Annotated in this window: 21 protein-coding genes; 11 read left to right on the top strand and 10 right to left on the bottom strand. The window is 57.4% G+C overall.

From position 1 onward, the window contains the following. Window positions 1–8: 8 nt before the first annotated feature. The 4 genes from AC06G5_RS12230 to AC06G5_RS12245 form a co-directional block, all read right to left on the bottom strand. Window positions 9–1,196 (bottom strand): acyl-CoA dehydrogenase family protein, encoded by a 1,188-nt coding sequence (locus tag AC06G5_RS12230; protein WP_480459554.1) that lies wholly within the window; start codon window positions 1,194–1,196, stop codon window positions 9–11. Between the two features lie 44 nt (window positions 1,197–1,240). Then, on the bottom strand, window positions 1,241–2,386 hold the full coding sequence (gene ssuD / locus AC06G5_RS12235) for an FMNH2-dependent alkanesulfonate monooxygenase (protein ID WP_480459556.1): 1,146 nt from the start codon (window positions 2,384–2,386) through the stop codon (window positions 1,241–1,243). Window positions 2,387–2,397: 11 nt separating this feature from the next. Further along, a complete protein-coding gene (gene msuE, locus AC06G5_RS12240; RefSeq protein WP_413422383.1) occupies window positions 2,398–2,958 on the bottom strand; it encodes an FMN reductase in 561 nt (186 codons plus the stop codon). A gap of 330 nt (window positions 2,959–3,288) precedes the next feature. Continuing rightward, complete coding sequence (locus AC06G5_RS12245; RefSeq protein ID WP_413422381.1) at window positions 3,289–3,774, bottom strand: adenosine-specific kinase; 486 nt, start codon at window positions 3,772–3,774, stop codon at window positions 3,289–3,291. Between the two features lie 261 nt (window positions 3,775–4,035). Between AC06G5_RS12245 and mhpA the strand changes: the two genes are divergently transcribed. From mhpA to AC06G5_RS12280, 7 genes are all read left to right on the top strand, one after another. Then, window positions 4,036–5,694, top strand: coding sequence for a bifunctional 3-(3-hydroxy-phenyl)propionate/3-hydroxycinnamic acid hydroxylase MhpA (gene mhpA / locus AC06G5_RS12250; protein ID WP_480459559.1), 1,659 nt, complete (start codon window positions 4,036–4,038; stop codon window positions 5,692–5,694). Between the two features lie 2 nt (window positions 5,695–5,696). Next, entirely contained in the window at window positions 5,697–6,344 is a 648-nt protein-coding gene (locus tag AC06G5_RS12255; RefSeq protein WP_413705080.1) for a TetR/AcrR family transcriptional regulator, read from the top strand. 276 nt (window positions 6,345–6,620) lie between these two features. After that, window positions 6,621–7,235, top strand: coding sequence for a TetR/AcrR family transcriptional regulator (locus AC06G5_RS12260; protein ID WP_413422375.1), 615 nt, complete (start codon window positions 6,621–6,623; stop codon window positions 7,233–7,235). A gap of 86 nt (window positions 7,236–7,321) precedes the next feature. Continuing rightward, entirely contained in the window at window positions 7,322–8,413 is a 1,092-nt protein-coding gene (locus AC06G5_RS12265) for a VOC family protein (protein ID WP_480459562.1), read from the top strand. A 140-nt stretch (window positions 8,414–8,553) separates the two neighbouring features. Continuing rightward, a complete protein-coding gene (locus AC06G5_RS12270; protein ID WP_413705079.1) occupies window positions 8,554–9,510 on the top strand; it encodes a fumarylacetoacetate hydrolase family protein in 957 nt (318 codons plus the stop codon). 2 nt (window positions 9,511–9,512) lie between these two features. Continuing rightward, window positions 9,513–11,411 carry an acyl-CoA synthetase gene (locus tag AC06G5_RS12275; RefSeq protein ID WP_480459565.1) on the top strand — a complete coding sequence of 633 codons (1,899 nt, stop codon included), beginning with the start codon at window positions 9,513–9,515 and terminating at the stop codon, window positions 11,409–11,411. A 158-nt stretch (window positions 11,412–11,569) separates the two neighbouring features. Beyond that, the gene (locus tag AC06G5_RS12280; RefSeq protein ID WP_413422367.1) at window positions 11,570–12,889 is read left to right on the top strand and encodes an outer membrane protein transport protein; all 1,320 of its coding nucleotides are present in this window, start codon (window positions 11,570–11,572) and stop codon (window positions 12,887–12,889) included. A 625-nt stretch (window positions 12,890–13,514) separates the two neighbouring features. Here AC06G5_RS12280 and bcaP read toward each other — a convergent pair. Then, window positions 13,515–14,903 carry a branched-chain amino acid transporter BcaP gene (gene bcaP / locus AC06G5_RS12285; RefSeq protein WP_413422365.1) on the bottom strand — a complete coding sequence of 463 codons (1,389 nt, stop codon included), beginning with the start codon at window positions 14,901–14,903 and terminating at the stop codon, window positions 13,515–13,517. 267 nt (window positions 14,904–15,170) lie between these two features. Here bcaP and AC06G5_RS12290 point away from each other — a divergent pair, with 267 nt between their 5' ends. The 4 genes from AC06G5_RS12290 to AC06G5_RS12305 all read left to right on the top strand — a co-directional run bounded on the left by AC06G5_RS12290 (window position 15,171) and on the right by AC06G5_RS12305 (window position 17,363). Then, complete coding sequence (locus AC06G5_RS12290; protein WP_413422363.1) at window positions 15,171–15,629, top strand: Lrp/AsnC family transcriptional regulator; 459 nt, start codon at window positions 15,171–15,173, stop codon at window positions 15,627–15,629. A gap of 304 nt (window positions 15,630–15,933) precedes the next feature. Then, window positions 15,934–16,833 (top strand): DMT family transporter, encoded by a 900-nt coding sequence (locus AC06G5_RS12295; protein ID WP_413422361.1) that lies wholly within the window; start codon window positions 15,934–15,936, stop codon window positions 16,831–16,833. A gap of 142 nt (window positions 16,834–16,975) precedes the next feature. Next, window positions 16,976–17,203 carry a hypothetical protein gene (locus AC06G5_RS12300; RefSeq protein ID WP_413422359.1) on the top strand — a complete coding sequence of 76 codons (228 nt, stop codon included), beginning with the start codon at window positions 16,976–16,978 and terminating at the stop codon, window positions 17,201–17,203. Between the two features lie 7 nt (window positions 17,204–17,210). Continuing rightward, entirely contained in the window at window positions 17,211–17,363 is a 153-nt protein-coding gene (locus AC06G5_RS12305; protein ID WP_480459567.1) for a hypothetical protein, read from the top strand. Window positions 17,364–17,648: 285 nt separating this feature from the next. Here the strand turns inward: AC06G5_RS12305 and AC06G5_RS12310 are convergent, their stop codons facing one another. The 5 genes from AC06G5_RS12310 to AC06G5_RS12330 all read right to left on the bottom strand — a co-directional run bounded on the left by AC06G5_RS12310 (window position 17,649) and on the right by AC06G5_RS12330 (window position 22,075). Beyond that, window positions 17,649–19,772, bottom strand: a complete 2,124-nt coding sequence (locus AC06G5_RS12310; RefSeq protein WP_480459568.1) for a TonB-dependent receptor — start codon at window positions 19,770–19,772, stop codon at window positions 17,649–17,651. 239 nt (window positions 19,773–20,011) lie between these two features. Then, window positions 20,012–20,464, bottom strand: coding sequence for a thiol-disulfide oxidoreductase DCC family protein (locus AC06G5_RS12315; protein ID WP_413422353.1), 453 nt, complete (start codon window positions 20,462–20,464; stop codon window positions 20,012–20,014). A 111-nt stretch (window positions 20,465–20,575) separates the two neighbouring features. Further along, window positions 20,576–20,782, bottom strand: coding sequence for a co-regulatory protein PtrA N-terminal domain-containing protein (locus AC06G5_RS12320; RefSeq protein WP_413422351.1), 207 nt, complete (start codon window positions 20,780–20,782; stop codon window positions 20,576–20,578). A gap of 90 nt (window positions 20,783–20,872) precedes the next feature. Continuing rightward, window positions 20,873–21,520: a hypothetical protein gene (locus AC06G5_RS12325; RefSeq protein WP_413422349.1), complete on the bottom strand. Its 648-nt coding sequence runs from the start codon at window positions 21,518–21,520 to the stop codon at window positions 20,873–20,875. 276 nt (window positions 21,521–21,796) lie between these two features. Beyond that, a complete protein-coding gene (locus AC06G5_RS12330; protein WP_413422347.1) occupies window positions 21,797–22,075 on the bottom strand; it encodes a DUF2790 domain-containing protein in 279 nt (92 codons plus the stop codon). Window positions 22,076–22,184: the final 109 nt, after the last annotated feature.

Consider the following 22,184-nt stretch of genomic DNA (forward strand, 5'->3'; position numbering starts at 1 on the left):
TCCCTCGCTCATGAGTAAAAAGTAGGGGTAGGGCGGTTCTGGTTCAGCGCCCAGTCACCCAGTTCGTGAATCTTGTAGTCCACCGGGTCATGCAGCGTCTGGGTGCGCAGGTTGCGCCAATAACGGTCGAACCGCAGTGAGGCATGAGTCGCCCGCGCCCCGGTGACTTCAAACAGACGGGTGCACAGATCGAGGCCGGTACGGGTCGCTGCCACTTTGGCGCAGGCGATCGAAAGCGCCAGTTGCGCACGCTCTTCGCTGCCCAGGCCGTGTCCCTTGCGCCAGGCTTCGTCGAGTTGTGCCGCGGCACGCTCAACCAGCACACGCACGCTTTCCAGGCCGACCCAGAACTCGCCGTAGTGGCGCAGGATGTAGGGATCCTCGCTGACATGGCGGGCCTTGGAGGTGAACCACGGGCGTCCCTCCTTGAGGGTGTAATGACGTGCTTCCTCGAACGCCCCTTCGGCGATGCCGAGGAAAATGTGGGCAAAGTGCAGTTGGGCGATCAGTGGGCGCAGACAGGCAAACGGCGTACTCAGGGGGCCTGGATCAAGCAGCAGCTCAGACTCTTCCACCCGTACGCGTTCAAAGGTGGCGCTGCCACTGTCCGTCTGCCGCTGGCCCATGTTGTCCCAGTCGCCATGCAGGGTGATGCCGGTCCGGCCACTGGGAATGGCAGCGATCAGCAGCTTGCCGCCGGCGTTTTCGTCGACCGCTGAAGCGATCAGCATTTCCGAGTCGCTGGCACCGGAGCAGAAACTTTTCTTGCCGGAAAACTCACGCCATCCATCAAACGATTTCACCACGGTGCGGGTGTCGAGCGGGTTGAGGGCATTGCCCCAAAACCAGTTGTTGCGGGCGGTCTGTTCGAACCAGGGTTGCCATTGTTCGGGCCGCGAGAACAGGCGCACGGTTGCCAGCATCAGGTGCTGGAAGCCGAAGACGTGGGCGATCGAGCTGTCGACCTTGGCAAACTCACGGACTACGCCGAGTGTCTCGCTCCAGTCGGCACCCAGGCCACCGAACCGGGTGGGGATGCTCAGGGCCAGCAAGCCGCTGTGGCGAAGGGCATCGCGCTCGGCCTTCGGCGTACCGCCGTGCTCGTCCCGTTCGGCGGCGGTTTGCGCGAAGGTGGCGGCCAGTTTGCGCGCGATCTGCAAGGGGCTCAGTACAGTCGTTTGTGGTTGGGGGCTCACGCGCAATTCCTCGTTGGTTCTGTGGTGGCTGGTGGGTGACAGGTTCATGCGTTCTGTGTCCGTGGCAGGACATCATTGGCGATCATTTCGCCGAAGGGCCCGGTGAGATTGGTCACTCCCCGACCTGCCAGGCTGGCATAGGGTTCGGGTAACAAAGGGAACACCAGTTCGGCAAAGCGATAGGCTTCTTCGAGGTGCGGATAACCGGAAAAGATGAAGCTTTCGATGCCAAGGTCTGCGTATTCCTTGATGCGTGCGGCCACCTGTTGTGGATCGCCGACCAGTGCCGTGCCTGCGCCACCGCGCACCAGACCGACGCCAGCCCACAGGTTGGGGGCGATTTCCAGGTTGTCCCGGCGACCGTCATGCAGGGCGGCCATGCGACGCTGGCCTTCGGAGTCGAAGCGTGCGAATGACTTTTGCGCAGCGCTAATGGTCTCGTCGGATATGTGCTCGATCAGTCGGTCGGCGGCCTGCCAGGCTTCGGCTGCGCTCTCGCGCACGATGACATGCAGACGGATACCGAACTTCACGGTCCGTCCATGCCTGGCTGCACGGGCGCGGACATCGGCGATCTTTTCGGCCACCGCAGCCGGCGGCTCACCCCACGTCAGATAAACATCGATCTGCTCGGCCGCCAGGTCATGGGCCGCGTCCGAAGAGCCACCGAAGTAGAGCGGGGGGTAAGGTCGCTGCACGGGTGGATAGAGCGCCTTGGCGTTTTCCACCTGGAAATGCTTGCCATGGAAATCCACGGATTCACCTTGCAGCACCCGGCGCCAGATCTGCAGGAATTCGTCGGTGACTTCATAACGCTCGGCATGGCTGAGGTGGATGCCATCGCCACGGTTTTCGTCGGGGTCACCACCGGTCACCACATTGATCAGCAAGCGCCCGCCAGATAACCGGTCAAGGGTGGCGGCCATGCGTGCGGACACCGTTGGCGAGATGATCCCCGGGCGAATCGCCACCAGATAGCGCAGGCGTTCGGTCAGCGGGGCCAGGGCCGATGCAATGACCCACGAGTCCTCGCAGGAGCGCCCGGTCGGAATCAACACCCCGTAATAGCCCAGGCCATCCGCCGCCTGGGCAATCTGCTTGAGGTAGTTGAGGGTCACCGGGCGAGCGCCCTGGCTGGTGCCAAGGAAGTGCCCGTCGCCGTGGGTTGGGAGGAACCAGAAAACATTCATCGTTCTGCTCCTCAGGCGCTCTGGCGCAAGCGTTGGTGGCTGCTGAAAAATGGCAGGGCGCGTTCTACGGCCAGGCCGATGCGGGCCTGGAGCAGGTCGCAGTTGATACGGTAATTGCTGAAGTCGGATTCGCTTGCATACACGCCCAACGGCAGGGTCAGCGACTGGAAGAAGCTGAACAGCGGCCGTAACTGGTGATCGATCACCAGCGCGTGACGAGGGCTGCCGCCAGTAGCGGCGAGCAGCACCGGCGTGTCGATCAGGGCGTCCTGGCCGATCAGGTCAAACAGGTGCTTCAACTGGCCCGGATAGGAACCGCGATAAACCGGCGAAGCGACAATCAACAGGTCGGCGTTTTCGATGGCCTGCAACTGTGCCTCGACTTCGGCAGGTAGCTCTTTGCGGCTGAGGGCGCCACCCACGGCGCGGGCGAGATCGGCAAGCTCGATGACCCGGCCAACGATATTCAGACGGTTTGCGACCTCGTCGAGAATGGCCTGGCTGAGAACCTGGGTACGAGAAGGGCGGTAGGCACCGCCGGATACTGCGATTACGTTCAAGGGGGCAGTCATTGTCTGATTCCTGTGCTGTCGCTCTACAAACAGAGTCGGTGGCAGTACTCAGCAAGAACCGAACCAATATTTATCTATATGAAACTAAAGGGTTTTATTTGATTTTTTTGGTTGGTGTGTTGCTGTCGGGCAATTTTTGTTGAAGTGCTGTTTGCCAGGGAACACTTGCGAGGTGTCCGGTTTCGGACAGTTATAGGAGATTGTTTATATTCTTCAAAGGAATTAATAATTATTTTATTATTCCTATTGGTTTTATGTGAGGGACTGCTTGACCGGCGCGGTGGGAGGGCGGTTCATCGGAGACGAATCAGTCGAGACCCGGCACCCGCCTCACTGCTTGTAGCCAATCTGCCGCAACAGGTTCTTGCGCCACAGGATGTCTTCATCGCCTTCAATGTCAGTGGCACGCAAACCATCCACGACGCCCAGGATGGCGCGCCCTTGTTCCGTCTCGGCGAGAACCACCTCGGTTGGATTGGCCGTTGCACAAAAAATACGGCATACCTCCGGGACCATTTTGAGGGTGTTCAACACGTTCAGCGGATAGAAACCGTCGCCCAGGAAAACGATGAAGCTATGGCCTGCGGCGATGGCTTTTGCATTCTTCTGCGCAAGCTCGATCATTGAGGCATCGGTGCCAGACCACCGCACCAGGCATTTGCCGGAGGCTTCACAAAAGGCCACGCCAAACTGGATACCGGGCACGGCATTGACCAGCGCTTCGTGGATGTCCTCGACGGACTTGATGAAGTGCGTCTGACCCAAAATGAAGTTCGTCACTTCCGGCTTATCGATTTTCAACGTGATGAGTTGCATTTCAAACACCTCCTTTCACGATGTTGCTATCAGGGGCTGGCGACACATCAAGCATAGCTACTCATTGGTTATTGCTCCGTTCACGGACTCGATTCGCAAGTCCCTGGCGCTCCTGAATGCCTCTTCCTGTGGATTGGCAATGATTGAAAGCTTAATGACAAAAGCGTCAATATTGAAATATCTCTCAATATTGCATACCTTGGTGATGCCTGACGATGAGACCTGCGCGCCTCACGACTTCAATCACAACAAGGGCTCGAGATGAACAACAACAAAAAAGTTTCCCAATTGCCTCCCTCCGCCGTCGATGTGCTGGTCGTCGGTTACGGTCCGGTAGGTGCGACAATCGCGGCGCTGCTCGGCCGTTACGGGGTTACGACCCTGGTGCTGGACAAGCTCCATGAAATCGTACTGATGCCTCGTGCCATTGCTCTGGACAACGAGGCCCTGCGTATCCTGCAACTCGCCGGATTGTCGGAGGACGCTTTCGAGAAGATCGTTATCCCGGAAGTGAAGATGCACTCTCCGGTCCTCGGGCAATTCGGTCGAGCCAATACAGAAGGGTGTATCGACGGCCATCCCAAGCTTGTGACCTTCTATCAACCCGACCTCGAGCGAGCGATGCGTGGCCAGGTTTCCCGACTGAAATCAGTGACCAGCCTGGGTGGTTTCGAACTGGAGGGTCTGGTCGAGGAAGCCGATTGCGTGGTCGCCACCGTACGGGATCAGGATGGGCACTCGCATGCTGTTCGCGCCCGGTACCTGATCGGTGCGGATGGCGCCAGTTCCAGGGTCAGGGCGCTGATCGGCCAGGAGTTCGAAGGACAAACCTATGCAGAGGACTGGCTGATTGTCGATGCGAAAAACCGGCATCAGTCAGCCATTGATCACATTGAGTTTATCTGTAATCCGCAGCGGCCCACGCCACACATGCCTGCCCCCGGTGGAAGGGAACGCTGGGAATTCATGTTGCAACCCGGTGAATCCCGGGAGGAGCTGGAAAGCCCGGAAAGCATCGCCCGGCTCATTGCGCCATGGGTCAATCCGCAGGAACTGGAAATCGAGCGCAAGGCGGTGTATCGATTCCACGCTCGTTGCTGCAACCGATTCAGCAAGGGACGTACGTTCCTCGTTGGCGACGCCGCGCACATTACCCCTCCCTTCGTCGGGCAGGGTCTCGTAGCGGGCCTTCGTGATGGCGCCAACCTTGCCTGGAAGCTGGCTTGGGTCCTTCGTGGCCACGCCGCGCCGGCGATACTCGATACCTACGATGTAGAGCGTCGCCCGCATGCTCGGGCGATGATCAATCTGGCAAAAATGATGGGCCGTCTGGTCATGCCCAAGAACAGGATCGCGGCTTTCTTCATCCACGGCCTGATGCGCATGCTGGCGTTTACTCCCGCGACCAGAAGGTACTTCGAGCAGTTGGACATCAAACCGAAGAACACCTTCAAGCACGGCCTGTTCGTGCAACATCGTCGGGGTGACAAGCTGGTACGTGGCAGCCTGTTTCCCCAAGCCTGGATTCGCACCCTGCAAAAGCAGATCAAGCTGAGCGACGATGCACTGGGAGACAACCTGACCCTGGTTGGATTCGGTGTCGACCCGTTGTCACTGCTCACTACTGATCAGATCGTTTGCTGGGAAAAGATGGGCGGTCACTTCCTGGAGGTCCGTTCCCGCGGTCAACGCTCCGGCGGCCGTTGTGACTTCATCGAAGACATGAACCATGACATCCTGCCGCTGGCTGCGAAAGGAACGCTGGTCGCGGTTCGTCCTGACCGTATCATCATGCACCACGCCCCAGGCACAGAGGCCAGCAAGCTCCTTCGAGACTGTCGGGGCCTGCTGATGAGTGATGACGCCACTCCTGACGGCGTTTCCATTACTATCAACGAGCCGATTAAATTACGAGCTTGATCATGGATTTCCCCACACCTCCTTCAGAAGCTGCTGCGCCAGAACCTCTCACCAGGGGGCACAAGAAGCGTGAGCGCACCCGTCGCGGTCTGATGGACGCGGCATTGCGACTTGTCGCACGCAAGGAGGTGGGGGAGATCGCATTGTTCGAAGTCGCCGCCGAGGCGGCGGTATCCAACGGCACCATCTACAACTATTTCCGAACGCGTGATGAAGTCCTCGAAGCGGTGGGCATTGCCATGGCCGCCGAGTTCTCTGACGCCATTTCCGTCCTGAGCACGGACGTGCAGTGCGGAGCACAGCGGCTTTCGATTGGCGTACGCATGTTCGTGTGTCGGGCCGCTGCTGACCACCAATGGGCGAATGCGTTGCTGCGCATCATCCATTACGACCAGGCCATGCGCTCGCGTTTGGCTGACCATGTGCTTGGCGACCTGCGTGCAGGGCTGCGGGAGGGCATTTTCACTTACGAGGAAGAAGGCATCGCCCTGGATATGGTCGTATCGTGCACAACCGGGGCAATGCGCGCGATTGTCGAGGGCCGTGCAGTGCTGGAGCACGATGTGCGGGTCGCCGAAATGATCCTCCAGGCGCTGGGCGTAACGCCTCCCAAAGCCCGGAAAATCGCTGCAAAGCCACTACCTGCCTGATCTGGGTTCTTGCCTGATCAACGACGCGACTGGCATCAGGCGACTTGATGGACCGCCCTGCGACTGCATTAGCTTCTGAACATGCGTGTTCAAGTATTTCAGTGCGAATGTATCTAAAATTCGCCCTATCGCCTTGAAAGCCCTTCGCTAAATAAGACAAATAAAGGGCGGTCGCGATTTTTATTCGAAAAAATAGCCTCTCATTGCAAAAACCAGATTGACGTCAATCGAACACGTGTGTTCAATTGACCCATAAGGCAATTCTGGAGAGAGACCGTGGAACTTCTGAATCCAACACAGCGCCGCATTCACCAGGCCGCTTTTCGCTTGTTCGCGGAAAAAGGCACCTCGCAAGTGAACATCCTCGACCTTGCGCAAGAGGCAGGGGTGGCGCGCGGCACGGTTTATAGCAACATCGAGAGCATGGAAGGCCTGTTCGAGGCGGTCGCCAGCCATCTCGCGAGAGAGATGCATGAACGGGTCAACAAGAGCTTCAACTCCCTCTCCGATCCCGCTCAACGCCTGGCCAATGGCATCCGGTTCTTCATCCGTCGGGCTCACGAAGACTCCCACTGGGGGGCATTCATCCATAAGTTCGCCATGAGCAACGCTTCGTTGCGTGAAATGTTTTCCAGCCAGGCGACGACGGATCTTCTGAGTGGACTTTCCACCGGCCGGTACCAGTTTCAGCAAGAGCAATTGCTCTCGGTTCTTACGCTGATATCGAGCAGTGTCCTCGGCTCCATTTTCCTGGTTCTGGAAGGGCACAGAACATGGCGCGAATCGGGATCTGACACGGCCGAACTCGTGCTGCGGGCCTTGGGCGTGCCTCTCGAGGAGGCTAGAGCGCTGGCGACCGTAGAGTTGCCGACGCTTCCTCCGATCGACTAAACGCAGTAACCGACACCACGAACAAACCCCTGGCATTTTCAGGGGTTCGGGGACGCTTTGCCCGAAAAAACCGGAAAACAAGAACAATGAACAACAAAAATGAAATCCCCCAGTTGACGACGCCACAACCTGCCCGACATCCGCAACCGACGGTGAAGGCCCAGGGTCTGACTCATCTGATTTTTCAAAGGCCGGACTTGAATGAGGCGGCGCACTTCCTGACGGACTTCGGTCTGACCGTCAGTCATCAGAACGCCGAAATGCTCTATCTGCGCGGCACAGCGCCAACTGCCTATTGTTACCGCGTGCACCGTGCAGAAAAGGCAGGTTTTATCGGGTTCGGCCTGGCAGTTCGATCGCTCAGGGATCTGGAAAAGCTGACGCAAATTCCAGGGGCATCTTCTGTCGAGGCCCCGACCCACCCTGGTGGCGGCCACTACGTCAGGCTGACCGATCCTTCCGGTTTTATTGTCGAGGCTGTTTGCGACCAGACGCCCAGTGAAAACCTGGAACACAGAGCTCCGCTTCCCTGGAATCTGGCGCAACAGCAATCGCGAATCAACGCCACGCAGCGCACGCCGATTGCACCGCCTGAAGTCATCAAACTGGGTCATATCGTCGTCGAAGTGGCCGACTATCAGGCGACCTGTGCCTGGTACACCCGGTATTTCGGGTTCATTCCCAGCGATGTGCAGGTACTCCCCGACGGCACGCCCATCGTCGCTTTCATGCGCCTTGATCTCGGTGACAAGCCTGCGGATCACCATACGCTCGCGATCGCCCAGGGGTTCATGGCGACCTACAGCCATAGCGCCTATGAGGTCGTCGACGCCGACGCGGTGGGCATGGGGCAACGGGTCCTGCGAGAGCGGGGTTGGGAGCACTCATGGGGAATCGGCCGGCACATCCTGGGCAGTCAGATCTTCGATTACTGGCAAGACCCCTGGGGTGACAAGCACGAGCACTACTGCGACGGGGATATTTTTACCGCCATGCAACCTACGGGCATCCATCCCGTGAGCCCCGAGGCAATGGCGCAGTGGGGCCAGCGCATGCCCAAGAGCTTTACCAAACCCAGGATGAGCTTCAGCAATGTACGAGCGCTGATCCGCAACCTGCGGCGCAGCCCGGACTTGACGATTCGCAAGTTGATCACGCTGATGCGGATGTTCGGGTAGAGCGGCCGCCATGTCGGGCAACGCTACACGGTATGGCCGGCGGCCCGTTGATCGACAGCGTCGCCAACTCACCCTCAGAACAACACCACAGTTCTCGCGCCATCGAGCGCGGGACAAACGCTGCTCCAGGAGTACCTTCAATGTCTGCTGTACACGTAGTCCGCTTTGAGTATGAGAACGGTATCCACTGGGGCGTGTTGCGCCAAGACCGTATCACGATTGTCCCGGGCACTTTTGAGACCACGGGTGACTTCATCTGCCAGAACAGTATCGATGACCTCGCTCAACTGAATGGTACTCAGTTGGAGGCGCACAAAGTGAAGCTGCTGTCGCCGGTGACCCGCAATCAACAGTTCGTCTGCCAAGGGGCCAACTACCGACAGCACATGATCGAGTCGGGCATGGACCCGGATGCGAAGAAATACAACATGATGTTCACCAAGGCGACCAGTTGCCTGGTGGCCGCAGACAGCGTCCTGATCAAGCCGCGCAACGTCCGTTTCCTTGACTATGAGATCGAACTCGGGCTGGTGATGAAACGCGTGATCAGCGGCGCAGTGACCGTCAACGACGCCAACCTGCATGAGTTCATTGCCGGTGTGGTCATCGTCAATGACTACTCGGCACGCGACATTCAGATCCCGCAGATGCAGTTCTACAAGGGCAAGAGCTTCCGCACGTTTGGCCCGGTCGGCCCGTATCTCTGCCTGCTGGGCGCCCAGGACATGCGTTACCTGAAAGCATTGCAGTTGCGCCTGACGGTCAACGGCGAGGTGCGACAAAGCGACAGCACGGCCAACCTGGTGTATGGCCCCGCTGAAACCCTGACCGAACTCTCCTCTGTCCAGGATCTCGCCCCCGGCGACCTGATCGCCACCGGTACTCCGGCGGGATGCGCGCTGACCATCCCTTCGCCCGCCAAACAGCGCATTGCGGCCCTGATGCCGGAAGCCACCAAGTGGAAGCTGTTCCTCAAGGCGCAGGAAGGGCGGACGCAGTATCTCAAGGCAGGAGACGTGGTCGAGGCACGCATTCGCAGTGCGGATGGCGTGATTGACCTGGGTGTGCAACGCAACCGAGTCGTAGAGGAAGCCTGAAGATGATGGTGCGATCTCTGAACGACATTGAAAGTATCGAGCAGGCTCCATTATCGGAGCGTGGCTTGGCTTGCAGCACCTATGAAGCACTGGCGCGTACGGCCGGGCTTTCTCCCAATGCGCCCGCACTGAGTTTCTTCGCCGACGCCACGTGCTTCAGAAACACCCACCGCTGGAGCTACTCCGAACTCGTCGAAGATATCACCCGCGCGGCGAATGCCTTCCACGACCTGGGCATTACCCCGGGTGAAGTGCTGGCCTTCATCCTGCCCAACCTGCCGGAAACCCACTTCACTATCTGGGGGGAAGCGGCCGGTGTCGTCATGGCGATCAATCCGCTGCAGGAGGCCAAACAGATGGCGGCCTTGCTACGGGCCGCCAAGGCCAGCGTGGTGGTAACGCTCGCACCGACGCCGGGCAGCGACCTGTGGCCCAAGCTGGCCTCGCAGCTGGATCAACTTCCCGAGATCAAGCACGTCGTTTGGGTTGGCATGGGCCCCTATATCGATGTCGCTCAGCGCGAATCCCTTGAATCCCTGGCGGAGAAAGAACGTGAGTTGCACAGGGGGGCCACGATTCATGAATTACGAACGTTGATGGATGCTCAGCCAGGCTCGCACCTGAAGAGTGCCCGGCTGTTCCGCCCTGAGGATCGTTCCTCTTACTTCTGCACCGGCGGTACCACCGGGCAGCCCAAGATTGCGATGCGTACCCATGGGGCGGAGGTCTTCAACGCGTGGGCCATGGCCACTCACATGCAACCCCATGGCGGGGGTCAGGTCATTTTTTGCGGGTTGCCGCTGTTCCATGTAAATGCTCAGCTGGTGACAGGCCTGATGCCCTGGACGCAGGGTGATCATGTCATCCTCGGCACGCCGCAGGGTTATCGCGGTGAGGGTGTGATCCCACGCTTCTGGGAGATGGTCGAGCACTTCGGCATCAACTTCTTCTCCGGCGTTCCAACGGTCTATTCCGCACTGTTGCAAAACGATCTGGAAGGCCGCGACCTGTCCAGCCTGCGTTATGCCATGTGTGGTGCCGCGCCGATGCCGGTCGAACTTTTCCGGGAGTTTGAAGGCCGGACCGGGGTGAAGATCCTCGAAGGCTATGGACTCACGGAGGGCGCGTGCGTCTCCTCGGTCAATCCGCCCCATGGCGAGCGCCATATCGGCTCCATCGGTATACGGATTGCCTACCAGGACATGCGTGCAGTCATGCTCGATGACGCGGGAGATTATCTGCGCGACGCCGACATCGACGAAATTGGCCTGATCAGCATCACGGGTCCGAACCTGTTCGAGGGTTACGTTGAGGAAAGCCATAACCGGGGCCTGTGGATCGGGATCAATGGTCAGCGCTGGCTGAATACGGGCGATCTGGGGCGTCAGGATGAAAATGGCTACTTCTGGCTGACCGGGCGCAAAAAGGAACTGATCATCCGCGGCGGCCACAATATCGATCCCAAGCAAATCGAGGAAGCACTGCAAGCCCATCCAGCGGTGGCGTTGGCGGCTGCCATCGGCAGCCCGGACGCCTATTCGGGTGAAGTGCCGGTCGCCTACGTGCAACTGCGACCAGGTCACATCTGCGACGTTGAAGAACTTGAGCAGTTTGCCCAGCGTCACATCAGTGAGCGAGCGGCTGTTCCCAAGCGGATCGAAATCCTCGAGGCACTGCCATTGACGGCGGTGGGCAAGATCTTCAAACCCGCCTTGCAGCAGCATGAGGTCGCCCGAGTCATTCGGCAGGAAGTGCAGCGCATGTGCCTGAAGGACATTGCGGTCGAGGTGATTCAGCATGAACAACGTGGATTGGTCGCGTGCATCCGGGCCGGGCGAGAACAAGAGTCGCTGGCCCTTGTTCTAGGTCGCTACAGCTTTCAGGTGGAGTGGCTTGAATGATCCTGACGTTGTCTTCGTAAATTCGATACTCCGCCCCTGGTACTAATCCGCCAGGGCCTTTTTCGCAACTTCGATCAACGCCAACCGGCACTGCCAAGTGCACCGGAAGGCGAAGCTTTGCCTGCGCACCAATCAATAAAAACAATTCGAGGTGGGAAATGAAACTGAGCAACCGTGCAACCCAGTGTCTCTGCGCTGTGCAAAAAATGTCTTCCTGGATCAAATTCACAGGTGCCGCGGCAATACTCAGCGTTTCAACAAGCGCGGGCGCCAACGGCATTGCCTTGAACGAGCAAAGTGCAAGTAGTGCGGGTACTGCTTATGCGGGGAGGTCGTCTTCCGCGTTGGACGCCAGCACTATCTTTGGAAACCCTGCAGGTTTGACCAAATTGAAACGTGCCGAGGTTTCCGGCGGAGCCGCGGTCGTTTCGGTGAACGTTGACATCAGTGATGCGCAGAGCAGTGCCCAGGGAACGAATAAAGGGGACTCGGTCCCTTTGGGGGTTGTGCCCTTTGCCTATATGTCGACGCCGCTTGACGATCGTTTTTCGATTGGTCTGGGCCTGTATGCCCCGAGTGGTCTGATCAATGATTACGAGAGCAGTTTTCAAGGCCGTTACCATGGATCCTATAGCACGACCAAGGAAATAACCCTGCAGCCCACCATTGCCTGGCGGATCAATGATTACGTGTCCATTGGTGGCGGGCCGACCATAAACCACTTCGATGCAAAGCTTCAGAACTACCTGGCCACCGGCGCCCTGAACAACGGCGAAGACACGCTGGTCACCATCAAGGGCGATGACACGGCACTTGGCTACAACGTCGGGGTTTTGTTTGACTTGAGTGATGCCACCCGTTGGGGGATTAACTATCACTCGAAGGTGGATTATGAACTCAAAGGGCATACCGAGGTTAGCGGCTCCCCGAGCGTAATTCCGCTGGACGGAAAGTATGACAACAAGATAGACCTCACGATGCCCGAATCCGTCGACACCTCTATCACCCATCATTTCAACAGTCGCTGGACGGGATACCTGGGGGCCACCTGGAAGCGTTGGAGCCGGGTCAAGAAGGTCGAGGCAGTCAACAGCGGACTTTCCCCCCTGGGCCAGGCGGCGGGCCTGGGAAGTGTGACCGAAGAAATGAACTGGCATGACACTTGGGCCACCGCCGTTGGCGCATCCTTTCAATTGAACCGGCAATGGCTGCTACGCGCAGGCTACGCCTATGATCCGTCGCCAATCGGCAATGCCGATCGTAGCGTGCGCGTTCCCGTCGGGAATCGCCAGGCCGTGACCCTGGGTGGCGCTTATTCGCCGAGTTCCGATCTGACGATCGACTTTGCTTACGGTTATCTCTGGGATTCCAAAGTCTCGGTGAAGCAGTCGAACAACTCAGGTCTTCAACCGGAATACAGTGCCAAATACGACAACAGTGCGAATGGGGTTTCAGTGCAGGCAACCTATCGGTACTGATCGGCTTGACCCAGAGCATTTCCACTACGAATTGATTGAATGGTTTTTCCAGCGCCCATAACTGAACTTGTCATGGGGGCTCCTTACAGCGGGCGGACGCTACGCGTTCCACGGCGTTAGTAGCCATGCCAAATCGAGGCGCTTCACCAGGCGCCTTGCTGTCGGTGCACTCTCCACAAGAGGGTCTCTGCTTTGTCTCTGCGCCTGTCTGAGGGTCGTCGCTATCCGTGGCGATCTGGAAGACCCCGAACTCGTGCTCCGCGAGTTCGGGACGGCGCCACCGAATCAGCAAATCAAAGTCTGCAGGTGTTGGATTGCCAGGCCACTGCGATTTACTTACGTGAAAGGTAGCTTTTGGCCTGTTTTTGCCTGTCACCAAGGGCAGCAATCGACCCTTTAAGCTACCTGCGATCCCTGTTGCGCGAACTACAGAGTGGCCAGGGCGACCACGCTCAACACCGGCCAAGTACTAGAATGCAATCGCACTGACGACAGGGCTGGCCCCATTGAAGAAGTGTTGCAATCCTCACAGCGGATCCTGATGACAAGTTCTGCTCGCTTTGACAAAAAACAGGACAAATGAGGTGAGGATTGACACTCCAGAGTGACCTGACGAAATGCCGGATTAATGCAACAACGAGCGGCGCCTCGCATAGGCGAAGTAGATCACCAGGCCAATTGCCAACCACGCCCCAAATACCAGCCAGGTCGTCTGCTTGAGGAAGGTCATCAAGGTTACGCAGAACACGATGGCGAGCAACGGAACAACGGGCACGCCCGGGCATCTGAATGCGCGAGGGAGATCGGGTCGGGTCTTGCGCAATACGATCACTGCCACCGAGATCAGACTGAACGCGGCCAACGTACCGATATTGATCAGCTCGGCGAGGACGTTCAGCGGAATCAGTGCCGAGATCAGCCCGAATGCTATTCCGACCATCCAAGTGGCGAAAAACGGGGTACCGAATCGTGGATGAACCCTGGAAAGGCGCTGGGGAAGCAGTCCGTCGCGCGACATCGCGTAGATGATCCTGGTTTGACCGTAAGCCATAACCAGAATGACAGTCGTCATGCCAATGATTGCGCCTAAATCGACGAACCCGGCAACCCAGCTTTCACCGGCATGTTGCAACGCCAATGAGACCGGGTGATCAACGCCAAGGAATTGGGCATAGGGCACGATGCCGGTCATGATCATTGAAACGGCAACGTACAACACCGCACAAACGGCCAGGGAACCGATAATGCCGATGGGGAGGTCACGCGCCGGTTTTTTCACTTCTTCGGCGGCAGAGGAAACTGCATCGAAACCAATAAAAGCAAAAAAAACCAAGGCCGAAGCACTCAAAATGCCTTGGCCACCGAAGGGAGCGAAAGGTTGCCAGTTAGCCGGCTGAACATGTCGCGCACCAACGGCGATGAAGAGCAGCACCACGGCGATCTTGATGATCACCATCACGTTGTTTACGCGCGCGGATTCCTTGATGCCCATGGAAAGCATCCAGGTAATTGCCAGCATAATCACCAGCGCGGGCAGGTTGAACCAGGTTTCCACACCGGGCAAAGAGCCTGGAGCCGCCGTAAGCACAACCGGAAGATTCAGCCCAAATCCGCTCAGCAGGGACTGGAAGTAACCCGACCACCCAACAGACACAGCCGAACTGGCCAGTCCGTATTCGAGCATCAGATCCCAGCCGATCATCCAGGCCACCAACTCTCCCAGCGTCGCGTAGCTGTAGGTGTAAATCGAGCCTGCTACCGGTACGGATGAGGCGAACTCGGCATAACAGAGCGCTGCAAATGCACAGGCCAACGCCGCTAACAGGAATGAAACCATGAGGGCCGGTCCCGCAGTCAATGCGCCGGTTCCGGTCAATACAAAGATGCCCGTCCCCACGATTGCACCGATACCAATCAGGACCAGATCCATCGGCCCCAGCACTTTTTTCAACCCGGAAGGCGCTCGGGCAGCAGCAATCATTGCGTCCAGGTCTTTTGTTCTGAAAATGCTCAATATTGCCTCCGTTGTTACTTGTTTTTATTGTCAGGGCGTGTGGCTTGGGTGTCGGAAGTGACAAGAAATTGTATTTCAGCGCCTCGAAAATTAGCTTTCGAAACGGATCTGTATTTAATTATTTTCAGACGTTAATTATCCAAAATGTGTTCGTTACGTAATTTTCTTTCTAATATCCGTTGTTTCTAGAAATGGATGCTTGATCAAGGACCTGCGGGATGGGGCCGATCGCCCTGCCGCGTACTCATTGTTAAAGGGAGAGAACACATGATGGAAATGGATAAGGTTGATCGTTCAATTCTGGAAATTCTGCAAACGAATGGTCGCCTGACGAACGCCGAGATCGCCGCTCGTGTCTGCCTGTCAGCGCCAGCCTGCTGGAAGCGCCTGAAGCGCCTGGAAGAGGAGGTGATTGTCGGGTATCACGCGCACTTGAACCCAAAGACCATGGGGCTGGGACTTTTTGCTTTCATCAGCGTCACCCTCGATAGTCACTCCGAGGACGCCATGGAGCATTTCGAAGCGGGCGTTCTGGCGCTGCCCAACATTATTGCCTGCCATAAAGTGTCGGGGAAATACGACTACCTCTTGCAGGTAGTCGTCAAAGACATGGAGGCATTCCATGAACTCGCCATGCATCGCATACGTACACTCGGCAGTATCAAGGAAATGTACACCGGGTTTTCGGTCAAGGAGATCAAGCACTGTAATACCTTGCCACTGTAAGTGCCGGGACTTGCCCCTTGCTCAGGACGAGTCAAGCATTACAAAAAAACCGGCAAGAGATCCTGAGGGTGTGACTCACCTACATAGGTAACAAAACAGTTCAAGCACATAGGTAACAGTTTTTACGTGCATGGGCAGGACGCCCACTGGAATCTCAAGAAGGCCCACAGGATTCTGCCGGGCGATCCGGTTTATGCCACAATCAATGCCGGGTTTGGCGGGGGCTTTGTATCCTCGAACTTGGTGCCGTCGATGTGGGCCGGCATTCTATCTAACGACAAAGCAACGACAGGGACCGTCATCAATGCAATCCAGTTTCAGCAAAGGCGTCATGTTTGCACTCTCCGCCGCGGCACTGAACGCGACGATCGGTGTGCTTAGCAAAGTCCTCATGAGTAATGGCTTCACTGCCAGCAGTGTGGCTGTCATCAAGACCCTGCTGGGTTGCATGCTACTTTCGATCCTGTTGCTTTTCCTCAAGCGCCCGGCGTCCACGGCCAAATGGACTCAGGCGGCAATCTGCGCCTTCCTGGGCATCTTCGTGCTGTTTCACTTCGAAACGTCCGCCTATCGGCATTACGCTGCGGCAGGTGTAGTGGTGGTGCTGATGGCCAGTGCCTCGATTTCCTCGATCATCCTGGGGCGCATTTTCCTCAAGGATGCCATCACCGCGAACGCGACCGTGGGCGCTGCACTGGCCATCGCCGGGATCGCGGTGATCTTTGGCGCCGACCTGCAACAGGGCTTTACCCTGCAAGGCGCTGCGCTTGCCTCCATGGCCGGCTGCGGCTATGGGGCCTTTTCGGTTGCCATGAAGCGGATGGGCGTGTCCGGGGGGCTGCACCTCACCCGGCAATTGCTGTTTTTTGGCAGTCTGTACCTGCTGATGCCGGCTGCGGCCGATGGTTTCGTGATCGGCGAGCTGTCGCCATTGGCGATCGCCGCACTGCTGGCGCTGGCCGCGCTGCCGACCATCCTCGGCTTCTTTTGCACCACCAAGGCCATCGAATATCTCAAGCCATCCCAAGTGCAGGCGCTGGAACTGACCGAGCCGCTGTTCGCCGCGCTGCTGGCGTTTGTGGTGCTCCATGAAGTACCACGCGAAAGCCTGTTCGCGGGGGCGGCACTGATCATCGTCGGACTGTGTTTCTCCAATGAGCTGATCCGCTTGGGCAGCAAAGCCCCGGCCCCGACGACTGAGTGAGCGATTGTCGGGTCCTTTGCTGGCATATTGATTTCAACGCTCCCTGTCACTACGTCACCACCCCACTTTAATGACGGGGCTCGATTTCCCTCGTTCTATATCAGGATGAGAGCACCGTCGAACAGTGTGACCATGGAAGGGAATGACCATGCTGGTAATGGATGATCTGGTACAACTCGGTAAGACGGAGCGCTTCGAGGACTGGCTGGGGAACCTCAAGACACTGACGTGTAGACTGGGTTACTCGAATTTCCTGCTGGGCGTAAAGCCTGGTCCTGTTGCGCCTGACGAGCAGGTATCGATTCAAAGCAACTACCCGGTAACCTGGCTGGCGCAATCATTACGACAGCCAGGCCTATGTCGCGATTGACCCGATCGTGCATCACTACCTCAACTCTGACCTGCTGTTGCCCTGGAACCGGGAGAACTGTCGACAGCCCGCAGAATCGGCGTTCTTCGAAGAAGCCGCGATGCATGGGCTCCAGTTGGGGCTGGCAGCCATTTGCAACGGATTTGACCCGCCCCTCTAGCAACCATGACTGGCAGTGAACGGCCAGTTGCTGCCTGTCGCCACCTCCGGCTTGTGCAGTTTTCTCAAGTTCATGGCTCTGATGGGTAATTGCATCTGCTCTTTCGGCCAGGTGAAATACCCACCGATTCAAGCGCGGCGAGAATGTTGTGGACAGGAGATAAACCGGGCTGATGCGCTGTGGCTGTTTTGATACAACAACCGCACACATCAGACGCATGTGGAGCCTCTATCAATAAAAAGCCCGGCAGTGTCGCACTACCGGGCTTTGTTCTCAGTACCGCACTCAGAATCGATAGTTGGTGCTCAATTCCAGAGTCCGTGGCGCACCGGGTGTGATCAGGTCCACGGAGCCATGCGCCGAGGCGTAATAGTCCTTGTCGAAGACGTTACGCAAACGCAGGGCCATGTCCCATTTCGGCAGGTTGTAGAGCAAGGCTGCGTCCACGGTGGTGTAGGCCGGCATGACCACTTGGTTATCCAGGGAGGTGTAACGGTCATCGACATAGTTCGCCCCCATGCCTACACGCCATTGCTGTGTCAAAGAGCGTACCAACCACACATTGGCGCTGTGGCGCGGGGTCAGGGTCGGAGTCTGGCCTTCGTTGGCGACACCGTTGGTTCGGCTGTTGGATTTGGTGATCTCGGCATCCAGATAGGCGTAACCGGCATAGACCTGCCATTTGTCGCTCAACTGTCCGCTGGCGGTCAGTTCGAGGCCATCGGTACGCTGCTCACCCGCCAGTACCAGTTTGCTCGGGTTCGCCGGATCGCTGGTTTTCATATTGGTGCGTTCCAGACGGAACAGCGCCGCCGTCAACGCCAGGCGATTGTCGAGCAGGTCCCACTTGCCGCCGATCTCGAAGTTGGTGGTCTCTTCTGGTTCCAGGTCCTGGTTCGTCGTACTCAGGGCGAACATTTCAGCAGAAGGCTGGTAGGAACGACTCACCGAGACGTAATAGGACTGAACCTGATCCGGCTGATAAACCAGGCCGACTCGCGGGCTCCAGGTGGTATCGGTTCGGGACAGGGAACTGTGCGTCAGGTCGTCGGAATATTCCTGGTCGAACACGTCATAACGCACGCCCACCAGCGCCTTCCACTTTGGCGCCAACTCGATGAGATCCTGGACGTAGAAACCGGCCGTGTCCTGGGTATTGGTGCCCTTGGCGGTTTGCCGGTTGGCCTGGAACGGCACGTCGACCAAGCCATCGCGGTACACCGGAACCTGCGCCACGTTGTTCTGGCTGAACACGGATTGGTCCTTGACCTGGCGCCCCAGTTCCACGCCATAAAGCAGGTTGTGGTTCATCCCGGCGAGCGTAGCCTGTTGCTTGAGCTCGGTCTGGTTGAACCAGCCATCCTCCTTGCGCTGCACATTGCCGCGGTTGAGCTTGACCAACAGTTCGCCATTGGCGGCGGTGACGAAGCGTGTCGGGCTGGAGTCGGCGAGTGTATTGTTGCGATCCAGGTCGTAGTGGTAGTAGCGGCTGGTGTTGCTCAGGCTGAAGTCGTCGTTGATCCGGTAGTCGACACCGGCCGTGAACGAAAACACCTCGCTGCGGGTGTAGTCGTCATCCGGGTCGGCAGCACCAAAGCGTTTGCCACGATCCACATCGACCGGACGATCGCCTCGCGCCGGGATGCCGAAGTCGATCAGGCGCCTGTCATACAGATAGCTGGCACCCAGGTTCAATTCCAGATCGTCGGAGAGCTTGAAGTAAGCCGAAGGTGCAATGGCCTTGCGGTCGATATAGCCGTCATCGCGGAAGGTGTCGCTGTTTTCCAGCGCACCGGTCACCCGGAACGCCTTGTCGTTCTGCTGTTGATCGGCCCAGCCAGCGTCGAACTGCGTGCGCTTTTTACCTTCGCTGTCGAAGCTGACACCCACTTCCTGTTTGGGGTCGAAGTTGGGCTTTTTGCTGATGCTGTTGATCAGGCCACCGGATGAGCCGCGGCCATAGAGCACCGCTGCGGGCCCCTTGATCACTTCCACGCGCTCGACGTTGGACAGATCGCGGAAGTACAGGGCGTCGTCACGGATACCGTCGATGTACATGTCGCCGATGGCGCTGAAGCCGCGGATGGTGACCTGGTCGCGCTGGCCATCGCCATTGGACAGACCGATCCCCGGGACATTCTTCAGCACGTCTTCCATCGACTGCGCGCCCTGGTCCTTGATCACGCTCTGGGGAATCACGTTCACCGTTTGCGGAATATCACGTAGCGGGGCATCGATCTTCAATGCACTCCTGCTCTCGGTCAACATATAGCTCTGCTCGTTGTACTCACTGTTTACAGCGGTTGCCGGCAGGGTCAGAGCAGTCTCGGTTTCTGCCTGTAGATCAGGTACGACCAGAACGCCCAGCAACGACAGAGAGGCTGGGTAAATGCGCGATAGAGCCACCATGGACACCTTTTGTGTGAATTTTCGCGCGAATAATAACGATTATCTTTTGTAAGTAAATACATATCATTTCGATACAAGCGACCGACACGAATCAGAACATTCGTCTCAATTTCGCCTGGCGGCTGTACTTTCAGAGGGAGGGTCGGTGGACGGCGTCGTGCGCAGGAATCAGGCTGTGGTAGCCAAACATGAACGCCGGCCGGCCACAGGCGATCCAGTCAATGCGTTTGAGGGGGGGGTTATAGGGGCGTTTTCAAAAAGCGCTGTTCATGATCAGGATCAGGCAACAGGCAGGTGTCGTATTTCCCGAAGAGACGATAACGATTGAGCGCAATGCGGTCGTATGCCCAGTCTCGAAGCTTGCGAGGGAAGATGCGCAACAGGTTCACGGGGCGCCAGCGTGCGGGAAACCGGGCAATGACTTCGAAAAATGCTTCCGAACGTTCCCAGTAGTGCCGGTCGCGGATCACCGCCATGGTGTTGAATTGATCCAGGGGTAAACCTGCCCACGCGAGCAGAGCCTGCCCCTCGGGTGACTGAACCGCCGCCAACCGCACGCGCCGCTGGCGGTCATGGCGAATCAGGAACCTCACCCAGCCATTGCACAGCTTGCAGATACCGTCGAACAAGACGACCGTTTCTCCAGGTTTGAGCAGTGGCGCGGGTAAGGGGCGGATATGCGAGGCTGGCATAAGCGTGGTTCCAAGGGGATCTCGGTCAAACCAGCGCCAGCAGCACCTTGGGTGCTGCATTTGAGGGTTGAGGCCGCACATTTGCGGCGGCCTCCTGGCGCGTTACACGGATCAGCTGTTGCTGTGATCGGAGACCTTGGCTTTGCTTTGGGCTACAGCGGCTTCAGCTTTCTGTTTCTGGGCAACCTGGAAGGCTTCCATCGAGACTTTTCGGGCCGACTCCATGCGAGTGAAGGTGCGATCACCGCCACCTGTGGCCATTGCCAGAGAAGAAGCGGTCAGAGCGGCGGCTACGAAGAGAACTTTCATGGATTTCATTTGGGTTTCCTCAAGTTGAGAGTTTGTAAATAACGAATAGCGGTATGTATTTGCTAACGCAGAACCTGCCTGTTCAACCTGGCCTTACCATCAAGCCAGGGCGGCGTTTCGTGCGATCCCGGTGTCTTGCTCCAGACGCCCTTCGCTGCCTTTGTTTTTTGCATAGGCGGTGAGCAGTACCATCATCGCGAATCCACCGACGATGAGAACCGGATAGGCTGCCAGCAACTCGACCAGCGAGTACTTCCAGGCCAACGGACGACCAACACCGAGCATGGCGGCATAGAACCACGACACGGCAGAGAGCGCACCGGAGAACAGCGCCAGCATGCGCAGGCTGAAGGAAAGATTAAGTATCGAACCGGCTTTTTTCAGCGCCGGCAATACAGCGCTATGCAACAGGAAGCCGTTAAAGGTCAACAGTACAACGATCCCGATCTTGGCCTGCAGTTTTGGATTGAGGAAGTATTCCATTCCTTTACCGGCATAATCGATCCCGACAATACCAATGCCGGTAATCCAAAGAGCCCAAAGTGCAAGTACTACGGTTTTTTGCAGGCTTTCCATGTGCGCGTCATCATGGTGACCTGACGCATCTCCCTTCAGGAGTTGCTTGACCATTGCGACGTCACTGGTCAAGACCAGGCCAATTGCAACACAGCAGGCGATTAGGTGGAAATATACAACGCCCAAACGAACATATTCCACGGTGGACGAAGAAAACATACTAAGTTCCATGGTGACCTCTTGGCTTCAATAGTGAATCAGCATGACGCTCGGCACGGCATGATTGGCGTTTGCCGTTGCTGATTGCAATTAAGATTCAGTAATCACTATTCATTAGTCTTGCGGCATTAGGCGGGCAAGATAATAGCGATTTTCGCGAATGAACTTTTAATCATTCGGTCATGTAAGTTTTCAGGTTACAAAAACATCAATTCGCACTGGGTGAATATGAAGTTCAACTTGCGCTTGCGGGGGAGGGCGTGGCCCGGAACCCTGGCGGCGAGCGGATCAGACAATGCTGGTTGGACTGGCAGGGCTTCCACCCCATTCGAGGAAACGGATCTTGTGGACCTCACCCTCGCTGTCTTCGTAGACCAGGGTCACCGGTACCATACCGGTCTTGTCGGATGTATCGGTGCGCTGCAGTACCCGCTTTACATCGATTTCCATTCCGTAGTGGTATTCGACGGCCGAAACATGCGCGCCGGGTTCTTGCAGGCCGTTCTGGTCAAAGACACTTGGGGCGAGACTGGAAATTACTGCACTTACTACTGTGGCGATGTTCATTAGGCTTTACCTCTTCTGAAGTTCGCTTGACGAGGACCTAATGTGACACGTGATGAACGCGAAGTTCACTAAACCGCGACGAACGCACCCAACCTGAGTCGCCTGTAGT

It is taken from the genome of Pseudomonas sp. WT-JTC, from assembly GCF_056711565.1.